This is a genomic window from Sporosarcina pasadenensis (genome assembly GCF_047228845.1).
Lineage (GTDB): Bacteria > Bacillota > Bacilli > Bacillales_A > Planococcaceae > Sporosarcina.
This window is the reverse complement of sequence record NZ_JBFEGM010000001.1, coordinates 380,227-406,930: the sequence shown is the minus strand read 5'-3', so window position 1 is coordinate 406,930 and position 26,704 is coordinate 380,227. Positions and strand designations below refer to the sequence as shown.

At 44.2% G+C, this 26,704-nt stretch carries 26 protein-coding genes; 22 read left to right on the top strand and 4 right to left on the bottom strand.

Going from position 1 to position 26,704, the window contains the following annotated elements:
• The first annotated feature begins 484 nt into the window (after window positions 1-484).
• The 10 genes from miaB (at window position 485) to hfq (ending at window position 13,189) form a co-directional block, all read left to right on the top strand.
• The gene (gene miaB, locus AB1K89_RS02095; protein ID WP_413053146.1) at window positions 485-2,035 is read left to right on the top strand and encodes a tRNA (N6-isopentenyl adenosine(37)-C2)-methylthiotransferase MiaB; all 1,551 of its coding nucleotides are present in this window, start codon (window positions 485-487) and stop codon (window positions 2,033-2,035) included.
• Entirely contained in the window at window positions 2,035-2,469 is a 435-nt protein-coding gene (locus AB1K89_RS02090; RefSeq protein WP_252503539.1) for a YlbF/YmcA family competence regulator, read from the top strand. The genes miaB and AB1K89_RS02090 overlap by 1 nt, the downstream gene beginning before the upstream one ends.
• A 178-nt stretch (window positions 2,470-2,647) precedes the next feature.
• Window positions 2,648-3,205, top strand: coding sequence for an outer spore coat protein CotE (gene cotE / locus AB1K89_RS02085; protein WP_413053145.1), 558 nt, complete (start codon window positions 2,648-2,650; stop codon window positions 3,203-3,205).
• A 119-nt stretch (window positions 3,206-3,324) separates the two neighbouring features.
• Complete coding sequence (gene mutS / locus AB1K89_RS02080; protein ID WP_413053144.1) at window positions 3,325-5,895, top strand: DNA mismatch repair protein MutS; 2,571 nt, start codon at window positions 3,325-3,327, stop codon at window positions 5,893-5,895.
• Between the two features lie 64 nt (window positions 5,896-5,959).
• Entirely contained in the window at window positions 5,960-7,840 is a 1,881-nt protein-coding gene (gene mutL, locus AB1K89_RS02075; protein ID WP_413053143.1) for a DNA mismatch repair endonuclease MutL, read from the top strand.
• A 67-nt stretch (window positions 7,841-7,907) separates the two neighbouring features.
• Window positions 7,908-9,401 carry a glycerol kinase GlpK gene (gene glpK / locus AB1K89_RS02070; RefSeq protein ID WP_413053142.1) on the top strand — a complete coding sequence of 498 codons (1,494 nt, stop codon included), beginning with the start codon at window positions 7,908-7,910 and terminating at the stop codon, window positions 9,399-9,401.
• A 17-nt stretch (window positions 9,402-9,418) separates the two neighbouring features.
• Window positions 9,419-11,065 (top strand): glycerol-3-phosphate dehydrogenase/oxidase, encoded by a 1,647-nt coding sequence (locus AB1K89_RS02065; protein ID WP_413053141.1) that lies wholly within the window; start codon window positions 9,419-9,421, stop codon window positions 11,063-11,065.
• Window positions 11,062-11,976 carry an alpha/beta hydrolase gene (locus tag AB1K89_RS02060; protein WP_413053140.1) on the top strand — a complete coding sequence of 305 codons (915 nt, stop codon included), beginning with the start codon at window positions 11,062-11,064 and terminating at the stop codon, window positions 11,974-11,976. The genes AB1K89_RS02065 and AB1K89_RS02060 overlap by 4 nt, the downstream gene beginning before the upstream one ends.
• Window positions 11,973-12,923: a tRNA (adenosine(37)-N6)-dimethylallyltransferase MiaA gene (gene miaA, locus AB1K89_RS02055; RefSeq protein ID WP_413053139.1), complete on the top strand. Its 951-nt coding sequence runs from the start codon at window positions 11,973-11,975 to the stop codon at window positions 12,921-12,923. The genes AB1K89_RS02060 and miaA overlap by 4 nt, the downstream gene beginning before the upstream one ends.
• A 41-nt stretch (window positions 12,924-12,964) precedes the next feature.
• Window positions 12,965-13,189 carry an RNA chaperone Hfq gene (gene hfq, locus AB1K89_RS02050; RefSeq protein WP_251694746.1) on the top strand — a complete coding sequence of 75 codons (225 nt, stop codon included), beginning with the start codon at window positions 12,965-12,967 and terminating at the stop codon, window positions 13,187-13,189.
• 63 nt (window positions 13,190-13,252) lie between these two features.
• Here hfq and AB1K89_RS02045 read toward each other — a convergent pair whose 3' ends face one another.
• Window positions 13,253-13,846: a trimeric intracellular cation channel family protein gene (locus tag AB1K89_RS02045; RefSeq protein WP_413053138.1), complete on the bottom strand. Its 594-nt coding sequence runs from the start codon at window positions 13,844-13,846 to the stop codon at window positions 13,253-13,255.
• A gap of 138 nt (window positions 13,847-13,984) precedes the next feature.
• On the opposite strand from AB1K89_RS02045, the gene AB1K89_RS02040 reads away from it, so the two are divergent.
• A complete protein-coding gene (locus AB1K89_RS02040) occupies window positions 13,985-15,250 on the top strand; it encodes a methionine gamma-lyase family protein (RefSeq protein ID WP_413053137.1) in 1,266 nt (421 codons plus the stop codon).
• Between the two features lie 181 nt (window positions 15,251-15,431).
• Here the strand turns inward: AB1K89_RS02040 and lexA are convergent, their stop codons facing one another.
• Window positions 15,432-16,052, bottom strand: a complete 621-nt coding sequence (gene lexA / locus AB1K89_RS02035) for a transcriptional repressor LexA (RefSeq protein ID WP_251698553.1) — start codon at window positions 16,050-16,052, stop codon at window positions 15,432-15,434.
• Between the two features lie 201 nt (window positions 16,053-16,253).
• Here lexA and yneA point away from each other — a divergent pair, with 201 nt between their 5' ends.
• From yneA to AB1K89_RS01995, 8 genes are all read left to right on the top strand, one after another.
• Window positions 16,254-16,571: a cell division suppressor protein YneA gene (gene yneA / locus AB1K89_RS02030; protein ID WP_413053136.1), complete on the top strand. Its 318-nt coding sequence runs from the start codon at window positions 16,254-16,256 to the stop codon at window positions 16,569-16,571.
• The gene (locus AB1K89_RS02025) at window positions 16,571-17,233 is read left to right on the top strand and encodes a YneB family resolvase-like protein (protein WP_413053437.1); all 663 of its coding nucleotides are present in this window, start codon (window positions 16,571-16,573) and stop codon (window positions 17,231-17,233) included. The genes yneA and AB1K89_RS02025 overlap by 1 nt, the downstream gene beginning before the upstream one ends.
• A gap of 322 nt (window positions 17,234-17,555) precedes the next feature.
• The gene (locus tag AB1K89_RS02020) at window positions 17,556-17,789 is read left to right on the top strand and encodes a DUF896 domain-containing protein (protein WP_252503527.1); all 234 of its coding nucleotides are present in this window, start codon (window positions 17,556-17,558) and stop codon (window positions 17,787-17,789) included.
• Window positions 17,790-17,893: 104 nt separating this feature from the next.
• On the top strand, window positions 17,894-19,903 hold the full coding sequence (gene tkt, locus AB1K89_RS02015; protein WP_413053135.1) for a transketolase: 2,010 nt from the start codon (window positions 17,894-17,896) through the stop codon (window positions 19,901-19,903).
• 171 nt (window positions 19,904-20,074) lie between these two features.
• On the top strand, window positions 20,075-20,521 hold the full coding sequence (sirA, locus tag AB1K89_RS02010) for a sporulation inhibitor of replication protein SirA (protein ID WP_252503525.1): 447 nt from the start codon (window positions 20,075-20,077) through the stop codon (window positions 20,519-20,521).
• Window positions 20,522-20,642: 121 nt separating this feature from the next.
• A complete protein-coding gene (locus AB1K89_RS02005; protein ID WP_251694738.1) occupies window positions 20,643-20,882 on the top strand; it encodes a YneF family protein in 240 nt (79 codons plus the stop codon).
• 245 nt (window positions 20,883-21,127) lie between these two features.
• Window positions 21,128-21,466, top strand: coding sequence for a hypothetical protein (locus tag AB1K89_RS02000; protein ID WP_413053134.1), 339 nt, complete (start codon window positions 21,128-21,130; stop codon window positions 21,464-21,466).
• Complete coding sequence (locus tag AB1K89_RS01995; RefSeq protein WP_413053133.1) at window positions 21,463-21,924, top strand: hypothetical protein; 462 nt, start codon at window positions 21,463-21,465, stop codon at window positions 21,922-21,924. The genes AB1K89_RS02000 and AB1K89_RS01995 overlap by 4 nt, the downstream gene beginning before the upstream one ends.
• 337 nt (window positions 21,925-22,261) lie before the next feature.
• Here AB1K89_RS01995 and AB1K89_RS01990 read toward each other — a convergent pair whose 3' ends face one another.
• Both AB1K89_RS01990 and AB1K89_RS01985 read right to left on the bottom strand, forming a co-directional pair.
• On the bottom strand, window positions 22,262-22,717 hold the full coding sequence (locus tag AB1K89_RS01990) for a thiamine pyrophosphate-dependent enzyme (protein ID WP_413053132.1): 456 nt from the start codon (window positions 22,715-22,717) through the stop codon (window positions 22,262-22,264).
• A gap of 17 nt (window positions 22,718-22,734) precedes the next feature.
• Window positions 22,735-23,874, bottom strand: a complete 1,140-nt coding sequence (locus tag AB1K89_RS01985) for a thiamine pyrophosphate-binding protein (RefSeq protein WP_413053131.1) — start codon at window positions 23,872-23,874, stop codon at window positions 22,735-22,737.
• 401 nt (window positions 23,875-24,275) lie between these two features.
• On the opposite strand from AB1K89_RS01985, the gene fosM reads away from it, so the two are divergent.
• From fosM to AB1K89_RS01970, 3 genes are all read left to right on the top strand, one after another.
• Window positions 24,276-24,698 (top strand): FosM family fosfomycin resistance protein, encoded by a 423-nt coding sequence (gene fosM / locus AB1K89_RS01980; RefSeq protein ID WP_413053130.1) that lies wholly within the window; start codon window positions 24,276-24,278, stop codon window positions 24,696-24,698.
• Window positions 24,699-24,785: 87 nt separating this feature from the next.
• On the top strand, window positions 24,786-25,655 hold the full coding sequence (locus tag AB1K89_RS01975) for a hypothetical protein (RefSeq protein WP_413053129.1): 870 nt from the start codon (window positions 24,786-24,788) through the stop codon (window positions 25,653-25,655).
• Window positions 25,656-26,092: 437 nt separating this feature from the next.
• Window positions 26,093-26,677, top strand: coding sequence for a histidine phosphatase family protein (locus AB1K89_RS01970; protein ID WP_413053128.1), 585 nt, complete (start codon window positions 26,093-26,095; stop codon window positions 26,675-26,677).
• Window positions 26,678-26,704 lie beyond the last annotated feature (27 nt).

Genomic DNA, 26,704 nt, shown 5'->3' with positions numbered 1-26,704 from the left:
CAATTATTAAAAACTACAGTGATTACTTATAAAAAGCATGCACCTTTCAAATCGATTCCGCTATCAGTAATCTATAGATTATTTATTAGACCGCATTGCAGGTCATTCTGACAATCTGATGTTTAATATTGTCTTTATTGAAATGTTTAATTTGCTGGCTAGTTCTGTTGATTGGAGCGGAAGGTGGCGACTCCTGCGGGAATAGCACGAGCTGAAGACCCTGGACTGAGCAAAGCGAAGGAAGCGGCTGAAGCCGTGCCCGCGGAAAGCGTCCACCTAGAGCGGAAATCAAAGTTTTTATTAACATCTGTTCTTATAAATAACGTTTTGTAGAGAATCCGTTATCTTGTCACACAGTTGCCTAAAACTACTGAATTCCAGAAGTGAAAAAAATCACGCCACTTCAAAGTGGTAGAAAGTTCATGTATAATGAAGTCGAATCTGTTCAATTCCCACAAGGTTTGAAGAAAGGGGAAGTTTTTGCATGAATGAAGAACAACGCCTGGAAGCCGGGCTTGTCAAACCGGATACAGTTAAAACTGCATCTGCACCGGAAAAAGACTATAGTAAATATTTTGAGACTGTCTATACACCTCCATCCTTGAAGGAAGCAAAAAAACGAGGAAAAGAGGAAATTGCCTACCACGACGATTTCCAAATCGAAGAACGCTTTCTTGGAATGGGTGCTGGACGTAAATTTTATATCCGTACATACGGTTGTCAAATGAACGAACATGATACCGAGGTAATGGCTGGCATCTTCACAAGCTTGGGATACGAAGCGACGAACACGGTGGATGATGCAGACGTCATTCTTTTGAATACTTGTGCGATCCGGGAAAATGCGGAAAACAAGGTGTTTGGTGAATTGGGACATCTGAAGCCGTTGAAGCTTGAAAGACCGGATTTGCTCATTGGGGTTTGCGGTTGCATGTCGCAAGAGGAGTCCGTCGTCAATAAAATCCTGAAAACTTACGATCAAGTCGATATGATATTCGGGACGCATAACATCCATAGATTGCCGAATATTCTGCACGAAGCATATATGTCCAAAGAAATGGTCGTCGAAGTATGGTCGAAGGAAGGGGACATCATTGAGAACCTTCCAAAAGTCCGACACGGAAATATAAAAGCTTGGGTCAACATCATGTATGGCTGCGATAAGTTCTGTACGTATTGCATCGTACCTTATACACGCGGGAAAGAGCGCAGCAGACGGCCGCAGGACATTATCCAGGAAGTTAGGCAGCTCGCTGCTCATGGATATAAGGAAATCATGCTCCTTGGCCAAAACGTCAATGCTTATGGAAAAGATTTTGATGATATCGAATACCGCCTAGGAGATTTGATGGACGACCTTCGCCAGATCGATATTCCGCGTATCCGCTTTACAACGAGCCACCCTAGGGACTTCGACGATCATCTCATTGAAGTTCTAGCAAAAGGCGGAAACTTGCTAGATCATATTCATCTGCCAGTCCAATCGGGTTCAAGCGATATTTTGAAGATTATGGCTAGGAAATATTCAAGGGAACAGTTTTTAGAACTTGTCGGTAAAATTAAGGCTGCCATCCCGAATGTCACGCTGACAACGGATATCATTGTTGGATTCCCTAATGAAACGGACGAGCAGTTTGAAGAAACGCTTTCTTTGTATAAGGAAGTCGGATTCGAAATGGCTTATACGTATATTTATTCTCCGCGTGAAGGGACGCCTGCTGCCAAGATGGTGGACAATATTCCGATGGAAGTGAAAAAGGAACGTCTCCAACGCCTCAATAAGCTCGTCAATGACATGTCAGCGGAAGCGATGAAGCCATATAAAGGGAAAGTCGTCAAAGTGCTTGTCGAAGGCGAAAGTAAAAGGAACCCGGATGTACTTGCCGGTTATACAGAGAAAAACAAGCTTGTCAATTTCAAAGCGCCGCGTTCGGTGATTGGAGAAATTGTCAATGTAAAAATTACTGAGGCCAAAACATGGTCGCTCGACGGCGAATTTATCGGTGTCGTAAAAGAGGAAAAGGTGATGTCATAATGGAAAAACTTTATACTAAAGAAGAGATAATAGAAAAAGCGCGTGAAATTGCACATATGATCGCAAATACAGAACAAGTTGAATTCTTCAAGCGTGCGGAAGAACAAATTAATGAAAACCAAAAAATCCGTGAAAAAATTGCGAGCTTGAAATCGTTGCAAACGCAAGCGGTCAATTTCCAAATGTATGAAAAAGAGAGGGCGCTTGCAATCATCGAAGGGAAAATTGAGGCGATTCAAGCAGAAATCGACGAAGTTCCGATTGTACAAGAGTTCAAGCAATCACAAATTGACGTGAACCAACTTCTCCAGCTCGTCTCGAACACGATTGCCAACAGTGTAACGGACGAAATCATTGAATCCACAGGCGGAGATGTCCGACGCGGAGAAACTGGGTCATACGTCAAAAATACAAAACATAAGCCGTTATCATAATTTTAGGGAAAACACGATTAATAGTGATTTCCTCAGCCTGATTGAAAACGCATGTCAACAGGCTGAAAACCGATGAGGATAATTTCCTCGTCGGTTTTTTCACTTTCTGGGCTTCTGGTGCATAGGATAAATAGACGTCAACGAAGGAGGAAACGAACTGAAGAATTTACGGCAAATTGTGACGAAGGCAGTCATTGCTAAAGGGAAGTTAAGGACGGAATCGAATGTCTCGCTGAAGCCGCCGAATAATCCGTCGAGCATATTGGGCTGTTGGGTGATCAACCACACGCATCATGCGAAAAAAGTGGGTCGTTACATTGAAGTGACTGGGAAATTCGATGTGAATGTCTGGTATTCACACCATGATCACTCCAAGACGTCCGTCTATTCGGAATCGGTGCCGTATAAGGATAGGATTAGGCTTCATTATCGGGATGAGCCGGTGTCCGGTCAGGAAGAAATTATTGTCAATGTTGTCCAGCATCCGAATTGCACGGAAGCACTCATTTCCGAGTGTGGGGAAAAATTCATCATTAAAGTGGAAAGGGAATTGGTTGCGGAAGTCGTTGGTGAAACAAAAGTGTGCATCACTGTCCATCCACATCAATTCGAAGAAGAATGGTCATTCAAGGATGAATCATCTTCCCATCAAGGCCATGGGCACGAACATGACCATCACAAAGCAGATGAAGAGAAGCGTCATGATGACAGAGGGAAAGATTCACGTCCGTTTTAAGCCGGAGAGAGCATCCGGCTTTTTTTTGTTGAGATATGAACCAGTTTTTCCGCTTTGGTACTGTGGAGCATCATGTTTTGTTATAATATAAGAAAACGCAAGATTAGCGAGGTTCTGGAATGACTACATACACACCGATGATTCAACAATATTTACAAGTGAAAGCCGAACATGAGGATGCGTTCCTATTTTTCCGATTAGGAGATTTCTATGAACTGTTTTTCAACGACGCAATAGAAGCATCCAATATTCTTGAGATCACTTTAACGAGCAGAGATGGAGGAAGCACGGACAAAATTCCGATGTGCGGAGTGCCTTACCATTCAGCTGAGGGTTATATTGAGACTTTGGTTCGCAAAGGCCATAAAGTGGCCATCTGTGAACAGACGGAAGACCCGAGGGTTGCTAAAGGGATTGTGAAACGGGAAGTCGTGAAAGTGGTCACTCCGGGAACGATTACTGAAGGCAAATCTTTAGATGCCAATGCCAATCATTTTATCGGGGCTGCTGACCAGTTAGATGAAAGACATTATGCGCTAGCCTATGTGGACTTAGCGACCGGAGAAGGAAAGGCGGAAATCGTCTCAGGGGATGAACGGACGTTGATCGCAGAAATTGAAGCGCTCGGAATGAAGGAAATAGTTGTACGAGAACGATTGCACATCACCTTGAATGAGTGGATGGCAAAAAGGGATATCGTCCTCTCGATGGAAAATGGAGACGCTGAGCCATGCACGATGAACGCTCAACCGCATATTCCCGACGAATTAAGCGAGGCGTGCGAAATTCTTGTTTCTTATTTGAAACGCACTCAAAAGTCCTCTTTGGAGCATTTACGTCCATTTGAATATATACAGAAATCCAGCAAGCTATCGATTGATGCCAACTCGATGCGAAATCTAGAGCTTGTCCAATCAATCCGGAATGGAAGCAAGGAAGGAACACTTTTCTGGCTATTGGATGAGACATCAACGGCGATGGGTGCAAGGAAATTAAGAATATGGATCCATCAGCCTCTTGCCGACAGGGCTGCGATTGAGGACAGACTTACCATCGTGTCCGACTTAATTGAAGATTACTTTCTTCGTGATGACCTGAAAGCATCTTTGAAGGAAGTATACGACCTTGAACGATTATCGGGAAGGATCTCTATGGGAAGTGCAAGTGGAAGGGATCTTGCTCAGCTGCGAAACTCACTGCGACGTGTACCTCATTTGAAAAATGCCCTCCAGCAGTCCGGCCACGAGCGACTGCAACGATTCGCAAAACAGGTTGATCCGTGTTCAGAAGTACTCGATCTTTTAGAGGCGTCAATTGCAGAAAATCCGCCTCTTTCTGTTAAAGAAGGCGGTATCATTAAAGACGGCTATCACGAAAAGCTCGATCAGTATAGGGATGCTTCTAGAAATGGCAAGGAATGGCTAGCTGGACTCGAGCGTGAGGAACGTGAGCGTACAGGTATTAAAAATCTGAAAATCGGTTATAACCGCATTTTCGGCTATTTCATTGAAATTACGAAATCCAATATCCATCTGGCGGATTTAAGCCGCTATGAGCGCAAGCAGACGCTTGCCAATGCGGAGCGCTATATCACTTCCGAGTTGAAGGAGAAGGAAGACTTGATTCTGAACGCCGAGGCGGAAGGTCAAGAACTGGAATACACTCTTTTCTGCGACGTCCGTGATGAAATGAAAAACCATATTCGTAGAGTGCAACAATTGGCTGGCGTCCTCTCAGAACTGGACGTGCTCCTATCTTTCGCGGAAGTATCGGAAAAACAGCGGTTCGTCAGACCGGAATTCCATGACGGCCGGGCATTGGAAATCAAAAACGGGAGACACCCCGTCGTAGAGAAGATGATGGATCATTCATTATACGTGCCGAATAGCTGCAAATTGACAGAAGATGCAAACATGCTTCTCATCACCGGTCCGAATATGTCAGGTAAAAGTACATTCATGCGACAGGTCGCCTTGACGGTCATTATGGCTCAAATCGGCTGTTACGTGCCTTGCGAATCTGCAATCCTACCTGTGACAGACCAGATTTTCACGAGGATAGGAGCGGCGGATGATCTTGCATCCGGCCAAAGCACGTTCATGATGGAAATGATGGAATCTAAATATGCCATTGCAAATGCAACCGAAAACAGCTTGCTTCTCTTCGATGAAATCGGGAGAGGAACATCGACGTACGACGGAATGTCGCTTGCACAGGCGATGATGGAATTCATCCATGATGAAATTGGAGCGAACACATTGTTTTCGACACATTACCATGAACTTACAAAGCTTGACTTAGCATTGGATAAACTCGTGAATGTCCACGTTGCAGCTATGGAGCAAGAAGGGCGAGTCGTCTTCCTCCACAAAGTGATGGCGGGGCCGGCGGATAAAAGCTACGGTATCCATGTTGCTCAATTGGCCGGTCTTCCAGATACAATCGTAGTCCGCGCGAAAGAGCTGCTCGATGTTTTTGAAAGCGGAGAACAAGCAGCTGCTGCGACTGCGGCATCCGAGCAATTGACGTTTTTCGATTTGCAGGAGGAACCTGATTCAATGTCAGATTTGGACAAATCCGTATTAGAGCAGATGAAACAGGCAGACTTATTGAACTTGACGCCGATGCAAGCGATGAACTTGATTCTTGATTGGCAAAAACAATTAGATTCGGGTAATAAAGCAGACTGAACATTTACGTCCCGCCTGCCTATTAACATCATTTTTACGACTAACAGACTTAAGGAGGGATTCGATGGATATCATTTCAGTCATGGATGATTCATTATCCAATAAAATTGCTGCGGGGGAAGTAGTAGAGCGACCAGCTTCGATTGTTAAGGAATTAGTCGAGAACTCGATTGACGCAGGCAGCACATCGATTGAAATAGCGCTTGAAGAAGCCGGGCTCACTTCCATTCGGGTTACCGATAATGGAAAAGGAATGTCACGCAACGATGCTGTCCTTGCGTTTGAGCGCCATGCAACGAGCAAAATATCGAATGAACATGATCTGTTCCGGATTAGGACCCTTGGATTCAGGGGGGAGGCGCTAGCCAGTATCGCTTCCGTATCAAAGGTCAGCCTCTTCACGTCGGATGGGGAAACAGAAGGGACCGAAGTTCAGATCGACGGCGGTATCGTTCTCAAACAATCGAATGCTGCATTCAGAAAAGGGACCGACATGACAGTCTCACAACTTTTTTATAACACGCCTGCGAGGCTGAAATATATGAAGACAATCCAGACCGAGCTCGGTCATACGATCGATCTTGTCAACCGCCTTGCCCTTAGCCATCCTTATATCGCTTTCAAACTGTCTCACCATAGCCAAACTCTCTTGCGTACGTCAGGCAGCGGGGATCGCCGGAAGGTCCTTACGGATATTTACGGAATGGCGGTCGCGCGGAAGATGGTGCCATTCGGTGGCGAGAATTCGGATTTCAAGGTGAATGGATATGTGACATTGCCGGAAATGACTAGAGCATCAAAGAACTATATGACCCTTATCGTGAATGGAAGATGGGTAAAGAGCTATGCTGCGAACCAGGCCGTGCTCGATGGCTTGCACACATATTTGCCGATAGGCCGCTACCCGATTGCTGTCATCAACGTTGAAACAGACCCGTTTTTGACGGATGTCAACGTGCATCCTGCCAAGCAGCATATACGTCTCAGCAAAGAGGGCGATCTATTCGACCTTATCAAATCATCTGTTCGAGAATCGGTGAAACGGTCAATTATCGTTCCTGATGCCGTGAAACGGGAGCCAGTGAAAAGAATGCCTTCCGAGCAAGTGACGATTTGGAATGAATTTCGCCCTGCAAACGTTTGGAAGGAAAGGGAAGATGAACAAGAGAAAGTAATAATTGAGCAGGAAGAACCAAAAATTGAGACTCAGACAATCGAGACGAAACCGCTGCAAACAGTTTACGAATCCGTTGAGGAAGAACGTGTACAAGCGGTTCAACCTGAAAGAATAAAGGAAACGCAGGAAATACAGGAGGTACAGGAAACACCTGATCCTGAAACAACTGAAACGAAGGAAAAGAGATTCCCGTCACTCGTACCGGTCGGCCAAGTCCATGGCACGTACATCGTCGCTCAAAATGAAGATGGATTTTACATGATTGATCAGCATGCTGCCCAAGAGCGAATCAAATATGAATTCTTCAGGGGAAAATTGAGTAGAGTGGAAGAGGACGAAAGGCAAATGTTGCTAATGCCACTTATCTTCCATTATTCAGGCGACGATATGGTGAAAATTGAGGAGAATCGGGAAGCTTTAAATGAGGTCGGCGTCTTTCTAGAGGAATTTGGTCCTTCCTCCTATACGGTGAAAGAATATCCGGCATGGTTTCCAGCAGGAGAAGCATCAACTCTTATCGAAGAATTAATAGAACAAGTGCTGACAACGCGGAAAATAGATATTGGGAAGCTTCGTGAAGAGACAGCGATCATGATGAGCTGCAAGCGTTCCATTAAAGCGAATCATTATCTATCGATTGCAGATATGGAAAAGCTGCTGAACGATTTGTCGCTTGCGGAGAATCCATATACATGCCCACATGGACGGCCAGTCCTTATCCATTTTTCAACTTATGAAATTGAAAAGATGTTTAAGAGGGTAATGTAATTGCATGGAACGTCGAATTATGTAATGTGGCGGGAATCCAATAGTTGAACAAGGGAGAGGTTAGACAATGGGGGAGTTCATATTAACAATCGACCAAGGAACGACTAGCACGAGGGCAATCCTGTTCAACCGGAAAGGCGAGATTGTTCATACCGCGCAACGGGAATTCAGGCAAATCTTTCCCAAGCCGGGCTGGGTGGAGCACAATGCCAGTGAAATATGGGGTTCTGTCTTATCCGTAATCGCTTCAGTTCTGACGGAAAGCGGACATCAGCCAGAAGATATCGTCGGAATCGGCATTACAAACCAGCGGGAGACGACAGTCGTATGGGATAAGCACACTGGACAACCTGTCTATAATGCAATTGTTTGGCAGTCGAGACAGACCCAGCACATTATTAACGAGTTACGGGAAGCAGGCAAGGAAGAGAGTGTCCGTCAAAAGACTGGTTTGCAGCTCGATCCTTATTTTTCCGGCTCGAAAGTGAAGTGGATCCTCGATGAGGTGGAAGGTGTACGCGAACGAGCGGAAAAAGGGGATCTGCTCTTCGGCACAATCGATTCGTTCCTCATATGGAAGCTGTCAAATGGAGCGGTTCATGTTACCGATTACTCGAATGCATCTAGGACTATGCTTTTCAATATACATGATCTGCAGTGGGATAAAGAGCTTTGCGATATGCTGGATATACCGATGGGAATGCTCCCCGAGGTGAGGATGTCATCCGAAATCTATGCTCATACAGACCCTTCCGTCTTTTTCGGGGCTTCCGTTCCGATTGCCGGAGCGGCGGGCGATCAGCAATGCGCTTTGTTCGGGCAAGCCTGTTTTCACGAAGGCATGGCTAAAAATACGTACGGGACAGGTTGTTTCATGTTGCTGAATACAGGTGAGCAGCCTGTGACTTCTGAAAATGGTCTGCTTACAACGATAGCGTGGGGTTTGGACGGGAAGATTACATATGCGCTTGAAGGCAGTGTGTTCGTCGCAGGTTCCGCTATCCAATGGCTCAGGGACGGAATGCGTATGATCCAAAAAGCGGCTGATTCGGAAATGTACTCGACAAGGATTGCATCTACGGAAGGTGTTTATGTCGTACCCGCATTCGTCGGACTCGGTACACCGTATTGGGATTCGGACGCCAGAGGGGCGATATTCGGGTTGACTCGAGGAACGGAAAAAGAGCATTTCATCCGGGCGACAGTCGAATCGCTCGCGTATCAGACGAAAGATGTGCTTTTGACGATGGAGAAGGACGCAAGTATCGATATCGATATATTGCGTGTGGACGGAGGCGCTGTCGCAAATACATTCCTCATGCAATTCCAAAGTGACTTGCTGCAGATAGAGGTCGAACAGTCGGCGTATTTGGAGACGACGGCACTTGGGGCGGCATATCTTGCAGGTCTTGCAACAGGGTTTTACGAATCTTGCGAGTCAGTGGAAGCATTATGGGCTGGTGAGCGAACATATTCCCCGAAGATGGCAGTGGAAGAGCGGGACTCCTTGTATGGCGGCTGGAAAAAGGCAGTTGAGGCTGCGCGGGCTTTTAAACATTGACTGGAGGAGAGCGAAGGATGTTATCATCGATCACAAGACCGAAAGTGAAACACTTCATGCGCGACTATCAGTTTGACCTGCTCGTCATCGGAGGAGGGATTACCGGTGCCGGCATCGCACTTGACGCGGTGACGAGGGGGTTATCTGTTGCACTAATCGACATGCAGGATTTTGCTGCGGGTACTTCCAGCCGATCGACGAAGCTCATCCATGGAGGCTTGCGGTATTTGAAACAGATGGAATTGAAAATCGTTTCGGAAACCGGCAAGGAAAGGGAAATCGTCTATCGGAATGCCCTGCACGTGACGAAGCCCGAGCGTATGCTTCTTCCCTTCCATAAAGGCGGTTCATTCGGAAAGCTGACAACTTCTGCCGGATTATTTGTCTATGATAAATTGGCGGGCGTAAGAAAAGAGGAGCGCCGTGAAATGCTGTCAGCCGAAGAGACGCTTGCAATGGAGCCGTTAGTGCGGGAAGAAGGCTTGCTTGGCGGCGGACATTATGTGGAATACCGTACAGACGATGCACGCCTGACGATTGAAGTATTGAAAAAAGCTGCTCAAAAAGGTGCGCTTTGCCTAAATTACATGAAAGCCGAGCAATTTAACTATGATGACGGAAAAGTGGCGGGTGTCACTTCTCGGGATATGCTCACTGGAGAAGTGATAGACATAAGTGCCTCCGTAGTCGTTAACGCGACCGGCCCTTGGGTGGATGAACTGCGGGAAAAGGACGAAGTGTCTAATGACAAACGGCTGCGATTAACAAAAGGAACCCATATTGTTATAGACAAGGTGGTTTTTCCTTTGCAACAAGCAATCTATTTTGATTCTCCTGACGGCAGAATGATTTTTGCCATTCCGAGGGGTAATAAAGCGTATATCGGGACGACAGATACCTTTTTTGATGGCGATCGAGCCAACCCGGTTGCAAACGAGGAAGACATCGCTTATCTTCTTGATGCGCTTCATTACATGTTCCCTTCAGTGAAGGTGGACCGCAATGATGTCGAATCGACTTGGGCGGGTATACGGCCGCTAATTTATGAAAAAGGGAAGGATCCATCCGAAATTTCACGTAAAGATGAAATTTGGGAAGCGGGGACGGGATTAATCACGATTGCTGGCGGCAAATTGACTGGCTATCGGAAAATGGCTGAAACCGTCGTGGACTATGTCGTCATGCGAATTCCGACAACGTCTTTTGGACCGTGTGTAACGGAGCATCTCCCATTGTCTGGCGGAGACTTTGAGAGTGAAGAACAGTTCGCCATTTACATTGAAAGCAAATCGAATGAAGCCGAATTGTATGGTCTTACGAATGAAGAAGGACGTGCGCTTGCTTCCATGTACGGAACGAATGTCGATCTAGTCTATAACTATGCCAGTGCCGTATCAACAGAGCAAACAGTCTTGCCGGCTACTTGGAAAGCGGAAATCCTCTATTCAATCCATTATGAAATGGCGATGACGCCCTCCGATTTCTTCATCAGAAGGAAAGGAGACCTCTTCTTTAACATTTCGTATGCCAAACTGTATAAAGAGGCTGCAACGGATTATATGGGTGATATCCTTTCGTACTCCGTCGAAACGAAAGAACGGTATCTCGCAGAATTGGAGCAACATATAAAAGAGGCTGAAGGAAAGGTCGGTGAGCGTGTGTGAATGAACAGGTGCTGACGATGTCAGACGATTTTTCCATCTATACCGTTTATGCGCAACCAGAAAAACCACCTATCGCCCATATTCATATTCTGCATGGAGTGGCAGAACATATCGGCCGATATGAAGAGTTTGTAACATTTCTCACAGACGAAGGCTTTGCCGTATCCGGTCATGATCATCGCGGCCATGGCCACACAACCGATTTAAATGGGGAATTAGGAGATTTCGGAGTCGCGGCGGGCTTTGATCGGATCGTTGATGACGCTCATGAGATAATCGACTATTACCGGAATAAATTTCAAGCGCCCAAAATGATCCTCTTCGGTCACAGCATGGGTTCATTTGTTGCAAGGAGGTACGCCCAAAGATTCGGAAGGGAACTTGATAAGCTCATCTGTTTGGGCACAGCAGGCGACCCAGGAGTGAGCCGGCTCGCAGGACAAGCATTAGCGTATATGAAAGGCAAGGCAACGAAATTCGATGAGCCAGATTATTTTATTAATAAATTGATGTTTGGCGGGTTCAACAAAACAGTCAGCAAACCGGAAACACCTGTCGATTGGCTATCGACAGACAAAGGAACGATAGAAAAATATATTAATGACCCATTATGCGGCTTTGTACCGACAACCCGTTTTTTCATCGACCTGTTCGACGGACTTGCAAAAATCAATGATCAAAACAACATCCGACAAATCCAAACCGGATTACCGATCCTCCTCTTATCAGGATTAGATGACCCTGTTGGCAATAAAGGAAAAGGGGTCTGGCAGGCTGCAAGGCAATTTACCGATGCTGGCATCGAGGATGTAACGGTCATGTTATACGAAGGCGGTCGACATGAAATGTTGAATGAAGTGAATCGGGAACAAGTATTTAATTTCGTAAAGGATTGGATAAAAAAAGAATGAATCAATCAGATAAAGTCATCGCAATCGTCGGACCGACTGCATCAGGCAAAACGGCACTAAGCATCGAGCTAGCCAAAAGGCTTGATGGGGAAATTATCAATGGCGATGCAATGCAAGTGTATAAAGGATTAAATATTGGCACAGCGAAAATAACAGAACAAGAAAAGGAAGGAATTCCCCACCACCTCTTCGACATCAAGGAACCGAACGAGTCGTTTTCTGTAGCGGAATACCAGTCGACTGTGCGTAACTGTATTGAAGAGATCCAAAGCCGAGGCAAACAGCCGATCATTGTCGGCGGCACGGGTTTGTATATCCAGTCGGTTCTTTTCGATTTCAGATTCACAGAAGAGGCGGGGGATGAAAAAGTCAGAGCTGAATTGGAAAAAGAACTTGAGTCGGAAGGCGGCGCGGAGCGTCTGTACAATCGACTACAAAAACTGGATCCTGAAAGTGCAGAAAAAATTCATCCGAATAACCATCGTCGTTTGATACGGGCACTTGAAATCATCGAAGTGACTGGCAAAACGAAAAATGAGCATGAACAAGGAGCAGGTGATGCGCCGTTATATGATCATTTAATCGTCGGTCTCAAACTCGACAGGGAAGTTCTTTACGAGCGAATCGATGTAAGGGTCGATCAGATGATGGAGGAAGGACTGCTGGAAGAGGCGAGAGGATTGTGGGAAAAGGGCGTCCGAAATGTCCAGTCGGTCCAGGCGATAGGATATAAGGAGCTTTATCAATATTTTGAAGGCGCCATCTCATTGGACGAAGCAGTAGAGTTAATCAAGAAAAATACTCGTCATTATGCCAAGCGCCAATTGACGTATTTTCGAAACAAAGTGAAAATCTCTTGGTTTGATGTAATTGTAGACAAAGGAAATATTGTAGATGGAATTTTATCGATTTTAAAGGGTTTTGAAGAGGCGGAATCGAATAAGTAAAAAGGCAAGAGAAATATAGAAGCAATTGGAGGCTGGGGTGTATGTCACAAGGTAACATGCAAGAAACATTTTTGAACTCATTACGGAAAAATAACACGTTCGTCACTGTATTCCTATTGAATGGTTTTCAGTTGAAAGGTCTTATCAAATCATATGATAATTACACTGTTCTCTTGGAATCGGACGGCAAGCAGCAATTGATCTACAAGCATGCAATTTCGACGTATGTGCCTGCAAAACCTGTAGTGTTAAAGGATGAGGAATAAAAAATATGTCCCAATAGAAAAAGGAACAGGCTCGCCCTGCTCCTTTTTCTATTGGGTATATTATCAATCACTGCGAGGCAACTCCCAGTGATAATGATAGGATAAGATTCGCAGAGCTGCGACGATAACGAGCAGTGCGTATAGCGCCCAATCATAGTCGTAGAGACCGACTCCTACAAAGAAACCTGCACCTGCCGCCCAAATTGCATAAATATCCTTTTTGAAAATGAGGGGGCGTCTGCCAGCGAGTAGATCTCGGATCACTCCACCGCCTGCACCTGTCAATACAGCGGCAACCATCACTGCGTAAAGCGACATATTCATATTCACTGCAAGCATCGCTCCTTGAATGGCAAACGCCGCGAGTCCTATGGCGTCAAAGTACGTGCCCCAACGATTCCAATGGCTGATGATCGCTTTGGAAAAAAAGAAAATGAATGTTATTAATACCGAAGCAACGATGAAAAGGAAATCTTGGCTCCATAAAACGGATGAAGGCAATCCAAGGAGAACATTTCGTAAAGCACCTCCGCCGAACGCCGTCACCATCCCTAATATATATACTCCAAAAATATCATATTTCTCTTCTTGTGCAACTAACGCTCCGGAAATGGCGAAAGCCGCCGTACCGATAAAACTGAAAACTTCCCAAGCCATGATGTTCCTCCTTACTCCAAACACTTCATATAGTATATCAAAATAGAGGCTCTGCCAATACCGATCGTTTTCGATTGACCAATTCCATTAGACTGATAAGATATACTAGTGACTATTTGTAGGAATGAGGAAATTGGAATGATGATACATGAATTTACTTCCGATATCGAAATGAAAGCGGAAGAAACTGAACAAAAACTGGCCCCTTACTTTAGAAAAATTGAAAAGACGGCCTTTTACAATCAACGGAAAGTGCTGGCGGCATTCCGAAAAAACATGGTGAGCGATTTTCATCTGACCGGCTCTACGGGTTACGGATATGATGATAGCGGCAGGGATGTGCTCGAACAAGTATATGCAGACACATTCGGCGCAGAAGCCTGTCTCGTTCGTAACCAGATCATCTCGGGGACACATGCGATCTCAACGAGCTTGTTCGGCGTACTCCGGCCAGGGGATGAACTCCTTTATATAACGGGTAAACCATACGATACACTAGATTCGATCGTGTCCGGTAACGGTGAAGATACCGGATCGCTTACTGATTGGGGAATCACATACAAACACGTCGACCTGAAGGAAGACGGCGAAGTCGATTTTGATGAAGTGAAGAAGAATATCCATAGTAAGACGAAAATGATCGGCATTCAACGTTCAAAAGGGTATTCGGACCGTCCTTCTTTTCTTATTGAAGAAATCGGGGAAATGGTCTGCTTTGTTAAATCGATTAACCCGGACCTTATCGTATTTGTCGATAATTGCTACGGTGAATTCGTGGAGACGAAAGAGCCGATTGAAGTAGGTGCCGATTTGATGGCTGGCTCACTCATAAAAAATCCAGGTGGGGGTCTTGCTAGAACAGGTGGGTATATTGCGGGACGTGCAGACCTTGTGCAAAAATGTGCTTACCGTATGACATCACCTGGAATCGGTGCGGAAGCGGGCGCATCTCTTGATACGTTGTTGGAAATGTACCAAGGTTTCTTCATTGCGCCGCACGTCGTCAGTCAATCTGTCAAAGGTGCTCTCTTTACAGCAGGATTCCTAGAAAGCTTCGGACTCGATACTACTCCACATTATTCAACTGAAAGGACTGATTTGATACAGTCCGTAAACTTTGAAAATGCTGAGCAGATGATCGCTTTCTGTAGGACAATTCAGGAGAACTCGCCGGTAAATGCGCATTATGCACCAGAACCGTCGTATATGCCTGGCTATACTGATGATGTCATCATGGCTGCCGGAACATTTATTCAAGGCTCAAGTATCGAGCTTACCGCAGACGGCCCGATCCGTCCGCCTTACACTGCCTACGTACAAGGTGGATTGACATATGAACACGTTAAGGCTGCTGTCATGTCGTCCATGGATAAGCTGCTGAAAAATGAGATGATGAGTAATTGACATGAAAAGAGGATGATCCAGTCGAAGCGAATCGACTCGGTCATCCTCTTTTTTCATATACCGTCTAGACTCCGGGTGGCAACCGTTCGGGTCATAAGTCGGCTCCGCTACACGGCAAAAACCGCCGTTTCGCAGATCCTCCTTATGCCTGTCACGGTTAACCGCCACCCTCTGCTTTTGTTTAATGAATTTGGCGGTAAACGCCGACAACTTTCCCAAGAATGGAAACTGAATTGACGATGATCGGCTCCATTGATTCATTTTCCGGTTGCAAGCGGAAGTAATCCTTTTCTTTGAAGAAGCGTTTAACCGTCGCTTCATCCTCTTCCGTCATGGCGACAACAATTTCACCATTGTGTGCAGTATGTTGCTGCTTGACGACGACATAATCCCCATTTAGAATTCCAGCTTCTATCATACTATCTCCGACAATTTCAAGCATGAACAGCTTATCGTCGGACGTACCGTACGTATCCGGCAAAGGGAAGTATTCCTCGATGTTTTCAATTGCGGTAATCGGCAACCCCGCGGTCACCTTTCCGACAAGCGGAACGTGGACTACGCCAGATTTCAGCGCTGTCAGACCTTCAGGATCCAATACCTCGATCGCTCTCGGTTTTGTCGGGTCCCTACGGATATATCCTTTGCTTTCCAATCTAGCCAAATGCCCATGCACGGTTGAGCTTGAAGCTAGTCCGACAGCTTCGCCGATTTCACGCACGGAAGGCGGATATCCTTTCAGCTTCACTTCATCTTTGATAAACGATAGGATATCCTGCTGTCTCTTTGAGATTTTCTTCATAATTCCACCCTCCAAATAATAGAATCAATGATTAACAATTGTGCGAACGCATGTCCGCAGCCGCAATCGTTTCTTAAGGAGAGTATAACAGGTGTTCGGACAATTGGCAAACAAAGGTTCGAAAGTTTTGTTGACTTCTAAAAAAACGTGTCCTATAATGGGAACATGCATTCCGAACAAACATTCTTGGAGGGGTTTTTTATGACTTTCATTCAAAAATACGGATTTATTCTATTAATTGTTTTCCTTTGCACAGCTTTTACAATCGTAGGTGTCATGAGAGAAGCTAAATCAGCTTCAAATTCATTTGTCGAAGTGACAATAGCAGAAGGGGATACTCTTTGGGGATTGGCGCAAGACTATTCCAACAATGATCATCCAAAGAAATGGATTGCGAGAGTAATGGAACTAAATGACATGCAGTCTACTACAATAAAATCAGGAGAAAGATTAATATTGCCGAAAGTTGACCCAGTCTTCCCCGACTCGATGATGACCGAATTGGCGGGAGAAGAATGATGACAGGTAAATTGAAGACATGCGTCCTTTATTGCCGTGTCAGCACAGAAAAGGATTCACAGGAAGCTTCATTATCTAGGCAAGAAGAGGAACTGAAGAAACTTGCAGATGAGCTGGGACTGAAGATCGTACATATATTCAAGGAAAAACATAGCGGCTACGATATGGATCGCGAAGGATTGCTTGACTTATTGGACTTCATCCGCGACGAAAAGATTGACGCTGTACTCATACAAGACGAAACAAGACTGGGCAGGGGGAACGCGAGGGTCGCCATCCTGCATTTGCTCGCCAAGACAAACACCGTCGTCATTACAAACCATGATAATGGCGCATTACAATTGAATGAAATGGACACGATGCTGCTGGAAATATTGGCGATTGTCGAAGAGTATCAACGTAAATTGCACAACGCCAAAATCCGGAGAGGCATGAAACGTGCAGTCCGCGACGGGTACAGACCAGAACGGAATTTGAAAAACAAAGGAAATGTAGAAGGACGCGAACGTATCGAAGTTCCAATCAGTGAAATTGTATCACTGCGTCAAAAGGGACTTACTTTCGAAGAAATCGCAAGTGTACTGAGAGGACTTGGCCATAACGTAAGCAAAGCAACGGTCCACAGAAGATATAAAGAATATGAACTAGAGCAGGAAGGCTGATTGGTTGCACTTCCTGCTCTTTTTGTATACCTTCAAAGTATAGTTTTAATAAGTTCCACTTCTATTGTTTATTGGTTTGTTATTAAGGATCACTTAGGATTGAAACGAAAGGTGGCGACTCCAGCGAAAGCCGTAACGAAGAACGGCTTTTGCGAGTAAAAGCGCAGCGTTACGAGCAGAGTGAAGAAGGCTGCCTTAATTTCTGCAAAATGCGCAGAAATTAAGGCAAATCGAACCCTTCGCTGTTCGATTGGAAAGCGTCCACCTGAAGTGGAAATCCTGTTAACAATTGAATGTTGGACAACACAACTGGAGGAATACCATGTTATCACAAGATAAAATTAAACGAATCAACGAACTATCGAAAAAGTCGAAAACAATCGGCCTATCAATCGAAGAAGCAAAAGAACAAACTCAACTGCGCAAAGAATACTTGGAAACATTCCGCTCATCCATGCGTGACACAATCGAAAACGTCAAAGTGATCGATCCTCAAGGCAACGACGTCACACCTGACAAAGTGAAAGATGCACGGAATAAGAAGTTCCTGAACTGAACATCCGAACATAGGATGGATTGTATTTCATCTATATATTGACTACACTATAGAGGTAATAACAATTGCAACTATAAGATAAAGCATGGGAAAGGATGTTCTGAATGACCGAAAAGATTGACCAATTAGCAATAAACACGATTAGGACGTTATCCATCGATGCAATCGAAAAGGCAAATTCCGGCCACCCGGGATTGCCAATGGGAGCTGCTCCGATGGCTTACACCCTATGGACGAAACATATGCATCATAATCCTTCGAATCCTGAATGGTTCAACCGCGACCGCTTTGTCCTATCGGCAGGTCACGGTTCCATGCTGTTATACAGCCTGCTTCACTTAAGCGGCTACGGTTTACCGATGGAGGAATTGAAAAACTTCAGACAATGGGGATCGAAAACGCCAGGACATCCTGAATACGGCCATACTGTCGGTGTTGAAGCGACAACGGGACCACTCGGACAAGGAATTGGAATGGCAGTAGGAATGGCGATGGCTGAAAAGCATTTGGCGGCTACTTATAACCGTCCAGGTTTCGACATTGTAGACCATTACACGTACGCGCTCTGCGGCGACGGTGACCTCATGGAAGGTGTAGCAGCAGAGGCGATTTCCCTTGCAGGACATCTGCAATTGGATAAATTAATTGTCCTCTACGATAGTAACGACATTTCCTTGGATGGAGATTTGGATATGTCATTTACGGAAAACATCCGTAAGCGTTTCGAATCATATGGCTGGAACTATATCCGTGTGGAAGATGGCAATAATATCGAACTGGTTTCAAAAGCAATTGAAGAGGCGAAAGGCAATTCAGGCGGCCCGACAATGATTGAAGTGAAGACGGTCATCGGGTATGGCTCGCCAAATAAATCCGGTAAGGCAGACGTCCACGGTGCACCTCTTGGCGAAGACGAAATGAAGCTTACGAAAGAATACTACAAGTGGACGTACGAAGAGGATTTCTGTGTTCCCGAAGGCGTCTATGAGACATTCAAAGAGGCAACCGATGAATTGGGCGTCAAGAAAGAACAACAGTGGAACGAGCTGTTTGCACAATATGAAAGCGAACATGCTGAATTAGCAAATCAATTGAAGGCTGCCATCAAAGGTGAAATGCCTGAAGGACTTCAAGAAGCGCTTCCTACGTATGAAGTTGGTTCATCACATGCAACCCGCTCAGCTTCAGGAGACGCGATCAATGCCATTGCAAACGTATTGCCTTCATTCTTTGGTGGAAGCGCAGACCTTGCAGGGTCAAACAAGACGACGATCAAAGGTGCGGGAGACTTCCTACCGGGAGATTATACAGGCCGTAACATTTGGTTCGGTGTCCGTGAATTTGCGATGGGTACTGCTTTGAACGGTATGGCGCTTCACGGTGGGGTACATGTGTTCGGTGGAACGTTCTTCGTATTTAGCGATTACGTTAGACCGGCAATCAGATTGTCCGCTCTCATGGGCATGCCTGTCACATACGTATTTACACATGACAGCATCGCAGTAGGTGAAGATGGTCCTACACATGAACCGGTTGAACATTTATCATCATTCCGTTCAATGCCAGGATTGACAGTCATCCGCCCGGCTGATGGCAATGAAACTTCGGCTGCATGGAATATTGCGGTCTCATCGAAGAACAGACCGACATTACTCGTCTTATCCCGTCAGAATCTAGAAGTGTTGCCGAAATCCGGTGAACTTGCAATGGATGGCGTGAAACGCGGTGCTTATACGATTTCGCCTGCCGAAAAAGATGTGGCTGACGGAATTTTGATTGCTACAGGTTCAGAAGTGAACTTGGCTGTCGCAGCACAATCAAAACTACGTGAAGAAGGAATCGATGTTGCTGTCGTATCCATGCCTTCATGGGATTTGTTCGAGCAGCAGGATGAGCAATATAAAGAAAGCGTACTGCCGAAAGCAGTGAAAAAACGCCTATCCATCGAAATGGGAGCGTCCCTAGGATGGCATAAATATGTAGGTGACGAAGGTGAAGTCATGGCAATTGACACGTTTGGAGCAAGTGCTCCAGGGGAAAAGGTCATTGCGGAGTATGGTTTCACTGAAGAGAATGTAGTTCGTGAAATGAAAACGATCCTCGGTCGTAACTAATTTTTGCCGCTTCGGAATGTCATGTGACTTATATTTCCGAAGCGGCATTTTTCAACAAATCACTAACTCACTATTAGAAAGGTTTCGACAACATTAGTGCCTTTCTTTACCGTGTTTTGACAAACTTTTTACTTCTGTTGCGATAGACTATGTAAAAAGGAGGTGACGGTCATGAGAACTTATGATATTTATAAAGTGAAGAAAAGATACCAATCATTTATACTAGGCAGAGAAGGTCTTCTCTATGATTTGCTAAAGGATCATGCTCAGGAAGAACCTTTACAGGAAGTTAAGTATTTATGCGATGAAATCGAAGAATCTGCGATTGACCAAGCAATCCTTAGCAATTTGGGAAAGAGTTTTACGACGGTCGAAAGTGATGATGGAGAATATAAATTGTCCCACCCGATGAAAGGGTCGATCCATATTTCGCTGACGCCGTATTCTCTTCAAGCGTATTGCGATGGCTCGCGGATGCTCGACCTAGACTTGTTCGTCGCGTTATCCGGGGCGGATGATCGTTTTTTTGCCGTAATGGACGAGCATGGCGAGTGGGGGTGGCTGAAGCCTATTAAACAGGAAACTCAACTCGGGAACAATCGGTCGTTCTTATTTTAGTATTCAATTCGACATTATATATAATTATTTACTGCCAGTCATTGCTATCCGCCGCCCCTTTGTTGTATAATCCATCATGGTAGAGTATTCTCGAATTACGGTAGTGAAGGAGGTATAGCGGATGGTAAGCACGATTTGGGTAATCCTCATTGCCGTCGTCGCGTTAATCGCTGGTGTGGCCCTCGGATTTTTCATTGCACGTCAATATATGATGAAATATTTGAAGGAAAACCCGCCAATCAATGAACAAATGTTACGTATGATGATGATGCAAATGGGACAAAAACCTTCACAAAAGAAGATTAATCAAATGATGGCACAAATGAACAAAGTAAGTGACAATGCAGGTAAGAAAAAATAAGTTAGCTTATTTTCGTTCTATAAAGATTAGTTTCATTTAATTTTTGTACAAGCTATCTAAACCTCGATGTAATCGACAAAACCACTTTTTACTGATCAAATCAGGAAAGTGGTTTTTTATGTTGGAGAAAAGAAAGAGGCATCGTTGATTTTATAGGTATTTTATACTGTTTTTAAAATTGTTTTATTTGCAGTATCCCTTTTGACCCCACCCATCTATATAGAGGGCAAAAGGGGGAATTGTAAATGACACACTACTTGAGCGAATACTCGCGTTTCGAAACAATTGCTGAAATGGACGCAGCAGCTGAACAGCATGTAAGACGTCATTGGGATGAAATGACAAAATCCGATCGACAAGTACTCGACATCATCCGTCGTTACTCTGTAAAATATGGTGCAGCTCATTTGAAACACGGAACGATCGAAGACGCAATCGCGAAGTCCAATGTCACGGTAAGACGTGCAATCCGCAAACTCGTCAATTTAGGCATCATCGAGAAAGTCTATTACATCCGACCGGTCATGAGCGGGCTCGCGCCAACATTTATATCATTTTACCTTTTGAAGACCAGGGGAAAATGAACGACCGGAACGATGACGATAAACCGCATGAGGACGTGGAAAACAAGCAACTTCCAGCAAACGAAGCTCTTCTTTCTAAATCTATTTTAAAATCTAAAGATCTTAACTACACGTCTCCTATGGAACCGTCAAAGTTATCCACAAGTCTATTCAGTCGAATGAAAGACTTGCTATCCTCGACAATTAGAGACACAAAACTAGCCCGTGAATTCTACGGAATACATAGAGCCATATCAGGACGCATGTTGAAGTACGAAATCTATAAAGACGATCGCCATGTATTCGAGGATCTTGCGTATCGTGCATTAATGATTACTGTTATGGCAACAAAGAAGAAGAAAGTCCATAATTTGCCGGGGTATTACAAGGGAGTGCTGGACAAGTTGGTCGATGAAACGTACTTCAAGGACATTTTTATGCTGTTTGATAAGCCGGTGGAAGGGTTTTATTGTCCTTGAGCAGGGGTGGTTGTGATACGATCAGGAATCGTTTCGTTGCGAATGATTTTAGTGTGATGCGAATCAATTTGATTTCGTTGCAGCTCGGTTTCCTTGTATTGCAGTCGTTTCGTTGTGTTACGGAATGAATTCATTTCGTTGCGGCATCATTACATTGTCATTGTGATGTGAGTCGATAAATTCATCTCGTAAATGATTGATCAATTAATTTTAAATCCTGACTATCTGCCATTTACATAGAGTATGAAACAGTATTATCCACTCAAAAAAACACCTTTGTATAACAATGGCACATTCGATGTGTCCATTAATTAAACAAAGGTTATTGCGACAACCATTAGTTGGTTTCCGGGAAGAATGCTTGGGATGTCTGGATGTCCACGAGTGTGGGTGCTTTTGTTTTTAGGGCGGATTCTAGAACGGATTCAAGCTCCTGATCAGTTGCGACATGGAATCCGTTCCATCCGCATGCTTCGGCGATTTTGATGAAATCAGGGTTTGTGAGATCAACTCCCACTTCTTTTTTGTCCATGACCTTGATTTTGTCCCTTTCCATTTGAAGTGAGCCGTTATTTAATACAATGACGGTAATGTCGAGTCCATAGCGAGTCGCGGTCGTCAAATCGGCTAGCGTCATTTGCAGGCCGCCATCCCCGACAATCGCTACCACTTGTTTTTCCGGTTGTTCAAGCTTTGCCGCCATTGCTGCAGGAAGACCGAACCCCATCGTTCGCCAGTATCCGGAGAAAACTATTCTTTGCTGTTTTTGCCTAAAATTGCGATTCAACCACACTGTACCATCGCCTGTATCTACGCAAAGAACCGAATCTGCATCGACTGTTCTGTCAAGGGCACGCATAATACGGGAAGGATGCACGGGAGACCCCGCAGTATTGCCTTCCTGCTCATTTGCTCAGCCCATTTCTGTTTAGCTTCCCGGCAACGGTCAACCCAGTCTTCAGCTCGAGAAAATCCTTGCAGACTCTCCCTTAAAAGCGGAAGAACTTCTTCTGTTGATCCGGTAATGCCGAGCTTCACGGGGATGCTTTTTTCAATTTTATCGAAATGGGTGTCTATCTGGATAATTTGTGCGTCAGATGGGACATACCCTTCCGGCCACCATGCCGTGCCTGCAAGAAGGACAACATCAGCATCTTTCAAGACATCGGCGGCATGCGGATTGCCGCCTTCGCCAATGCCTTGCAGCAGGTGAGGGGAAGATTCATCCAACAAACCTTTTCCGCCTAAACTAGTTAAGATGCCAGCCCCCCATAATTCAGCAAGTTTCTCCACCTCTTCTGACGCAGCGGCTGCTCCGGAGCCTGCGAGAATCATCGGGCGCTTTGCTGTTTTCATTATGGATGTTGCCTGGCTCAAGCTGTCCGTTGTGAAATTAGAAAAGCCCTCAATCTGTTCTGGCAAAGCTCGCGGCACTACAGAAGTGTGTTCCATGAAAAGGTCCTTTGGGATGGACAAATGAGTGACAACACGCTGACCGAGTGATTTGCGCACTGCTCTATGGAGAAGTTCGACTGTTGCATCCTGATTGGCAAGAGTAGCGGAAAACGATGCGAATGGTTTCATCAGCTCTTGTTGATCTACATATTGCGGAAATTCTGTTCCGATTTTATCCGTCGGTGCTTGGCAAGTGAGTGCGAGAACAGGAGCTTTGTCTGCATATGCGTCTCCCAACCCGTTAAGCAAGTTGGCTGCCCCAGGACCCATCGTTGCCGTACATACTGCAAGCCGGCCTGTCAGCTTCGCTTCTGCAGAAGCCATGAAAGCAGCGGTAGATTCATGTTTAACTGCGATGAATTGAATTTGATCTTGTTTTGCAAGTGCGTCAATGAGACCGATAATCGCATCACCAACTACTCCGTAAATCCGTTTTACACCGAATAACGATAATTGATCGAGTACCAATTCTGCAACTGTCCGTTCACTTTCCATGTCATAAAACCTCCTCGATAGATCTTATCCGTCCTGCTAGCCATGTAGCAGGAAAGTCCACTCTTATAGGTCTTCCTCTAAAAAGCAGTAGATAAACTTTACGGTTAATTTGTAAACAGAGCATACAGACAATTAGGCTGCTGCTCTTTCATGTGAGTAATTCTAATGGATACAGTAGTAAGTTATCGGGCCATGTATTCGAGGATCTTGCGTATCGAGCATTGATGATTACCGTTATGGTAAGTCCGTAATTTGCCGGGGTATTTCAAGGGAGTGCTGGACAAGTTGGTCGATGAAACGTACTTCAAGGACATTTTCATGCTGTTTGATAAGCCGGTGGAAGGGTTTTATTGTCTTTAAGGCGTATTAAATTAAGAGTGTTCATGAAAGAGGTGATGCTATTGACTATAAAAGGACTCAATCATTTTTTGTTTTCCGTTTCAGATTTGGAAAGATCTATAGAATTCTATAAAAATGTATTTGATGCAAAATTATTGGTTAAAGGAAGAAGCACTGCTTATTTTGATTTAAATGGCATGTGGATCGCACTTAATCAGGAGAAAAACATACCTCGTAACGAAATAAGTCAGTCATATACACATATAGCATTTTCAATCGAAGAATCTGTATTTGAAAGAGTTCATACCATATTGGAGAAATTGGGGGTAAACATCTTAACTTCCCGCCCAAGAGATGAAAAAGATAAGAAGTCAATTTATTTTACTGACCTCGATGGACATAAATTCGAATTTCATACTGGTACACTGAAGGACAGGCTAGATTATTATAAGCAAGAAAAATCACATATGGAGTTTTATTTTTAAAAACGATTGTAGCTAGGATGAATCCTTTCTCGAAACATATAATGATACCGGGTACGTATATTTCGGAAGGAGTGCATAGTAATAAAAGTGTATCAGAAAATCCTAATTGCTGTTTTGTTTGTCACTTCAGTTGCTTTCCTTGTTATTATGTTAAATCAAAATAAGAATCACGCTTCTCAAAAAGATGAAATTGATAGCTTATTAAACCAAAAAGAATCATTCACAGCAGAAATAGACGATCTACAAAAGAGAAATAAAGAACTAAGTAAACAACTCGAAACGAACAATAATAGAGCTTCATCTCTGGAAATCTCGTATGTACAACCTGAGTTTTTAAAAGTGGAGTGGGATAACGTGATTCTTGAGGCTAATGAAGAGAAAGTGGTTATAGAATCTAAGCCAATCATTGAGGCATTTCAAGGTCGATTTATCGGTATTACCCAAACAGAGAATCCTTACCCAGCGGGATTTCCAATAGGTTTTACCTTTCACATCTTTTCAGGCGATCAGAAATACACCTTTTATTCCTTAGAAAATGACTTCTTTATGAATACTGAAATGGACACATTCTACCGTAGTGAAAAAGGTTTTACCCAGCTAGCAAAGGCTCATTTATCTAACCTGATTGAAGAACTTGAAGAAAATTTGTTTAGTAAGTTGTATCACAGTGGAATGATTGTAGGGGAAAAGCAATTTCCTTTTCCTGTATTGGAGAGTTTTCGAATAAAAGGGATTGCAGCATCTTTTATTACGATCGAAAAGAAAGAAATAAAAGCCCCTTCAATTGTAGATGAATATGTCGAGAAATTTACTTTTTATTATTTTGGAGATAAGTATTATATGACTTTGTATGATAAATACATTCATATAAGTAATGAGCAATCAACAGTAGATTCGTGGTATGCGGCACCTCAAGAAGATATCTATAGCATCCTTTCCGTTTTAAGTGCCGGATAAAAACAATGATAGTCACTCTTATTACTATATACTTCCCAATCCACGTTTCCATAAAACAGAGCATACAGTGAATATGGCTGTTGCTCTATTTTTGCGTAGTTTTATTGGAACCTGTAGTGACACAATATCATTGAGTATACTCCATTGCACGTATCGCCACTACGAATGGTTTTAAAGTAAGGAAAACGGTGACTTAGATGATTTTTCGGCAATACCGAGCAGTCCTTATAAGAATTTTATAATGAAAGCATATAACTATATTTAAATGAATTGTCAGATTGTGGCGGTGATATTCATGGTACTATAGACTTGAGAGAATATAGAGCGATTTAACCTACGTAAAAAGCGCTTTTTAACCAAAAGGTGTAAGTCAGAATAATAAAGACATCCTGAGCGGAATGGTAGTAGGGGATTAAGCATAAAGGGAGATATGTAGATTGACTACGATAGGGCTAATTAGACATGGGGTTACGGAGTGGAATGATCTTGGAAAAGCACAAGGCATATCAGACATTCCGTTAAACAAATTGGGTAGAAAGCAGGCGAAAAAGATTGGCGATAGGCTTCTAGATGAAGGCCAATGGGATGTGATGATTTCCAGTGACTTATCAAGAGCTATAGAAACCGCACAAATCATCGGGGGTAAAATAAACTTATCCATTAGACATTATGAAAAACGAATCAGGGAGATAGATTGTGGCGAAATTGAAGGTACTACAGAGGAGACCCGACAGGAAAAGTGGGGTAGCAATTGGCGAGAAATTGACCTCGGGATGGAGAGTTTTGAATCGGCAGGAAAAAGAGGAATAGAATTCCTGGAAGAAATAGTTCATACATATACCGGCAAGCGAATATTAGTAGTAAGTCACGGGGCATTGATCGGTTTGACCTTACAACAATTACTCCCTACAATGTTCGAATCAACATATATAGACAATACCTCATTAACGCTTTTGCATAATACAAATAGAGAATGGGATTGTACGCTTTACAACTGTATAAAACATTTAATATGGGCTTGATGACTGAATTGCATCTGCTCGAGACCG

Excerpts from the sequence above, each read along its gene's own strand:
- miaB (WP_413053146.1), top strand. The coding sequence starts at position 485 with ATGAATGAAGAACAACGCCTGGAAGCCGGGCTTGTCAAACCGGATACA.
- AB1K89_RS02090 (WP_252503539.1), top strand. The coding sequence starts at position 2,035 with ATGGAAAAACTTTATACTAAAGAAGAGATAATAGAAAAAGCGCGTGAA.
- mutS (WP_413053144.1), top strand. The coding sequence starts at position 3,325 with ATGACTACATACACACCGATGATTCAACAATATTTACAAGTGAAAGCC.
- mutL (WP_413053143.1), top strand. The coding sequence starts at position 5,960 with ATGGATATCATTTCAGTCATGGATGATTCATTATCCAATAAAATTGCT.
- glpK (WP_413053142.1), top strand. The coding sequence starts at position 7,908 with ATGGGGGAGTTCATATTAACAATCGACCAAGGAACGACTAGCACGAGG.
- AB1K89_RS02065 (WP_413053141.1), top strand. The coding sequence starts at position 9,419 with ATGTTATCATCGATCACAAGACCGAAAGTGAAACACTTCATGCGCGAC.
- miaA (WP_413053139.1), top strand. The coding sequence starts at position 11,973 with ATGAATCAATCAGATAAAGTCATCGCAATCGTCGGACCGACTGCATCA.
- hfq (WP_251694746.1), top strand. The coding sequence starts at position 12,965 with ATGTCACAAGGTAACATGCAAGAAACATTTTTGAACTCATTACGGAAA.
- AB1K89_RS02045 (WP_413053138.1), bottom strand. The coding sequence starts at position 13,846 with ATGGCTTGGGAAGTTTTCAGTTTTATCGGTACGGCGGCTTTCGCCATT.
- AB1K89_RS02040 (WP_413053137.1), top strand. The coding sequence starts at position 13,985 with ATGATGATACATGAATTTACTTCCGATATCGAAATGAAAGCGGAAGAA.
- lexA (WP_251698553.1), bottom strand. The coding sequence starts at position 16,052 with ATGAAGAAAATCTCAAAGAGACAGCAGGATATCCTATCGTTTATCAAA.
- yneA (WP_413053136.1), top strand. The coding sequence starts at position 16,254 with ATGACTTTCATTCAAAAATACGGATTTATTCTATTAATTGTTTTCCTT.
- AB1K89_RS02025 (WP_413053437.1), top strand. The coding sequence starts at position 16,571 with ATGACAGGTAAATTGAAGACATGCGTCCTTTATTGCCGTGTCAGCACA.
- AB1K89_RS02020 (WP_252503527.1), top strand. The coding sequence starts at position 17,556 with ATGTTATCACAAGATAAAATTAAACGAATCAACGAACTATCGAAAAAG.
- tkt (WP_413053135.1), top strand. The coding sequence starts at position 17,894 with ATGACCGAAAAGATTGACCAATTAGCAATAAACACGATTAGGACGTTA.
- sirA (WP_252503525.1), top strand. The coding sequence starts at position 20,075 with ATGAGAACTTATGATATTTATAAAGTGAAGAAAAGATACCAATCATTT.
- AB1K89_RS02005 (WP_251694738.1), top strand. The coding sequence starts at position 20,643 with ATGGTAAGCACGATTTGGGTAATCCTCATTGCCGTCGTCGCGTTAATC.
- AB1K89_RS02000 (WP_413053134.1), top strand. The coding sequence starts at position 21,128 with ATGACACACTACTTGAGCGAATACTCGCGTTTCGAAACAATTGCTGAA.
- AB1K89_RS01995 (WP_413053133.1), top strand. The coding sequence starts at position 21,463 with ATGAACGACCGGAACGATGACGATAAACCGCATGAGGACGTGGAAAAC.
- AB1K89_RS01985 (WP_413053131.1), bottom strand. The coding sequence starts at position 23,874 with ATGGAAAGTGAACGGACAGTTGCAGAATTGGTACTCGATCAATTATCG.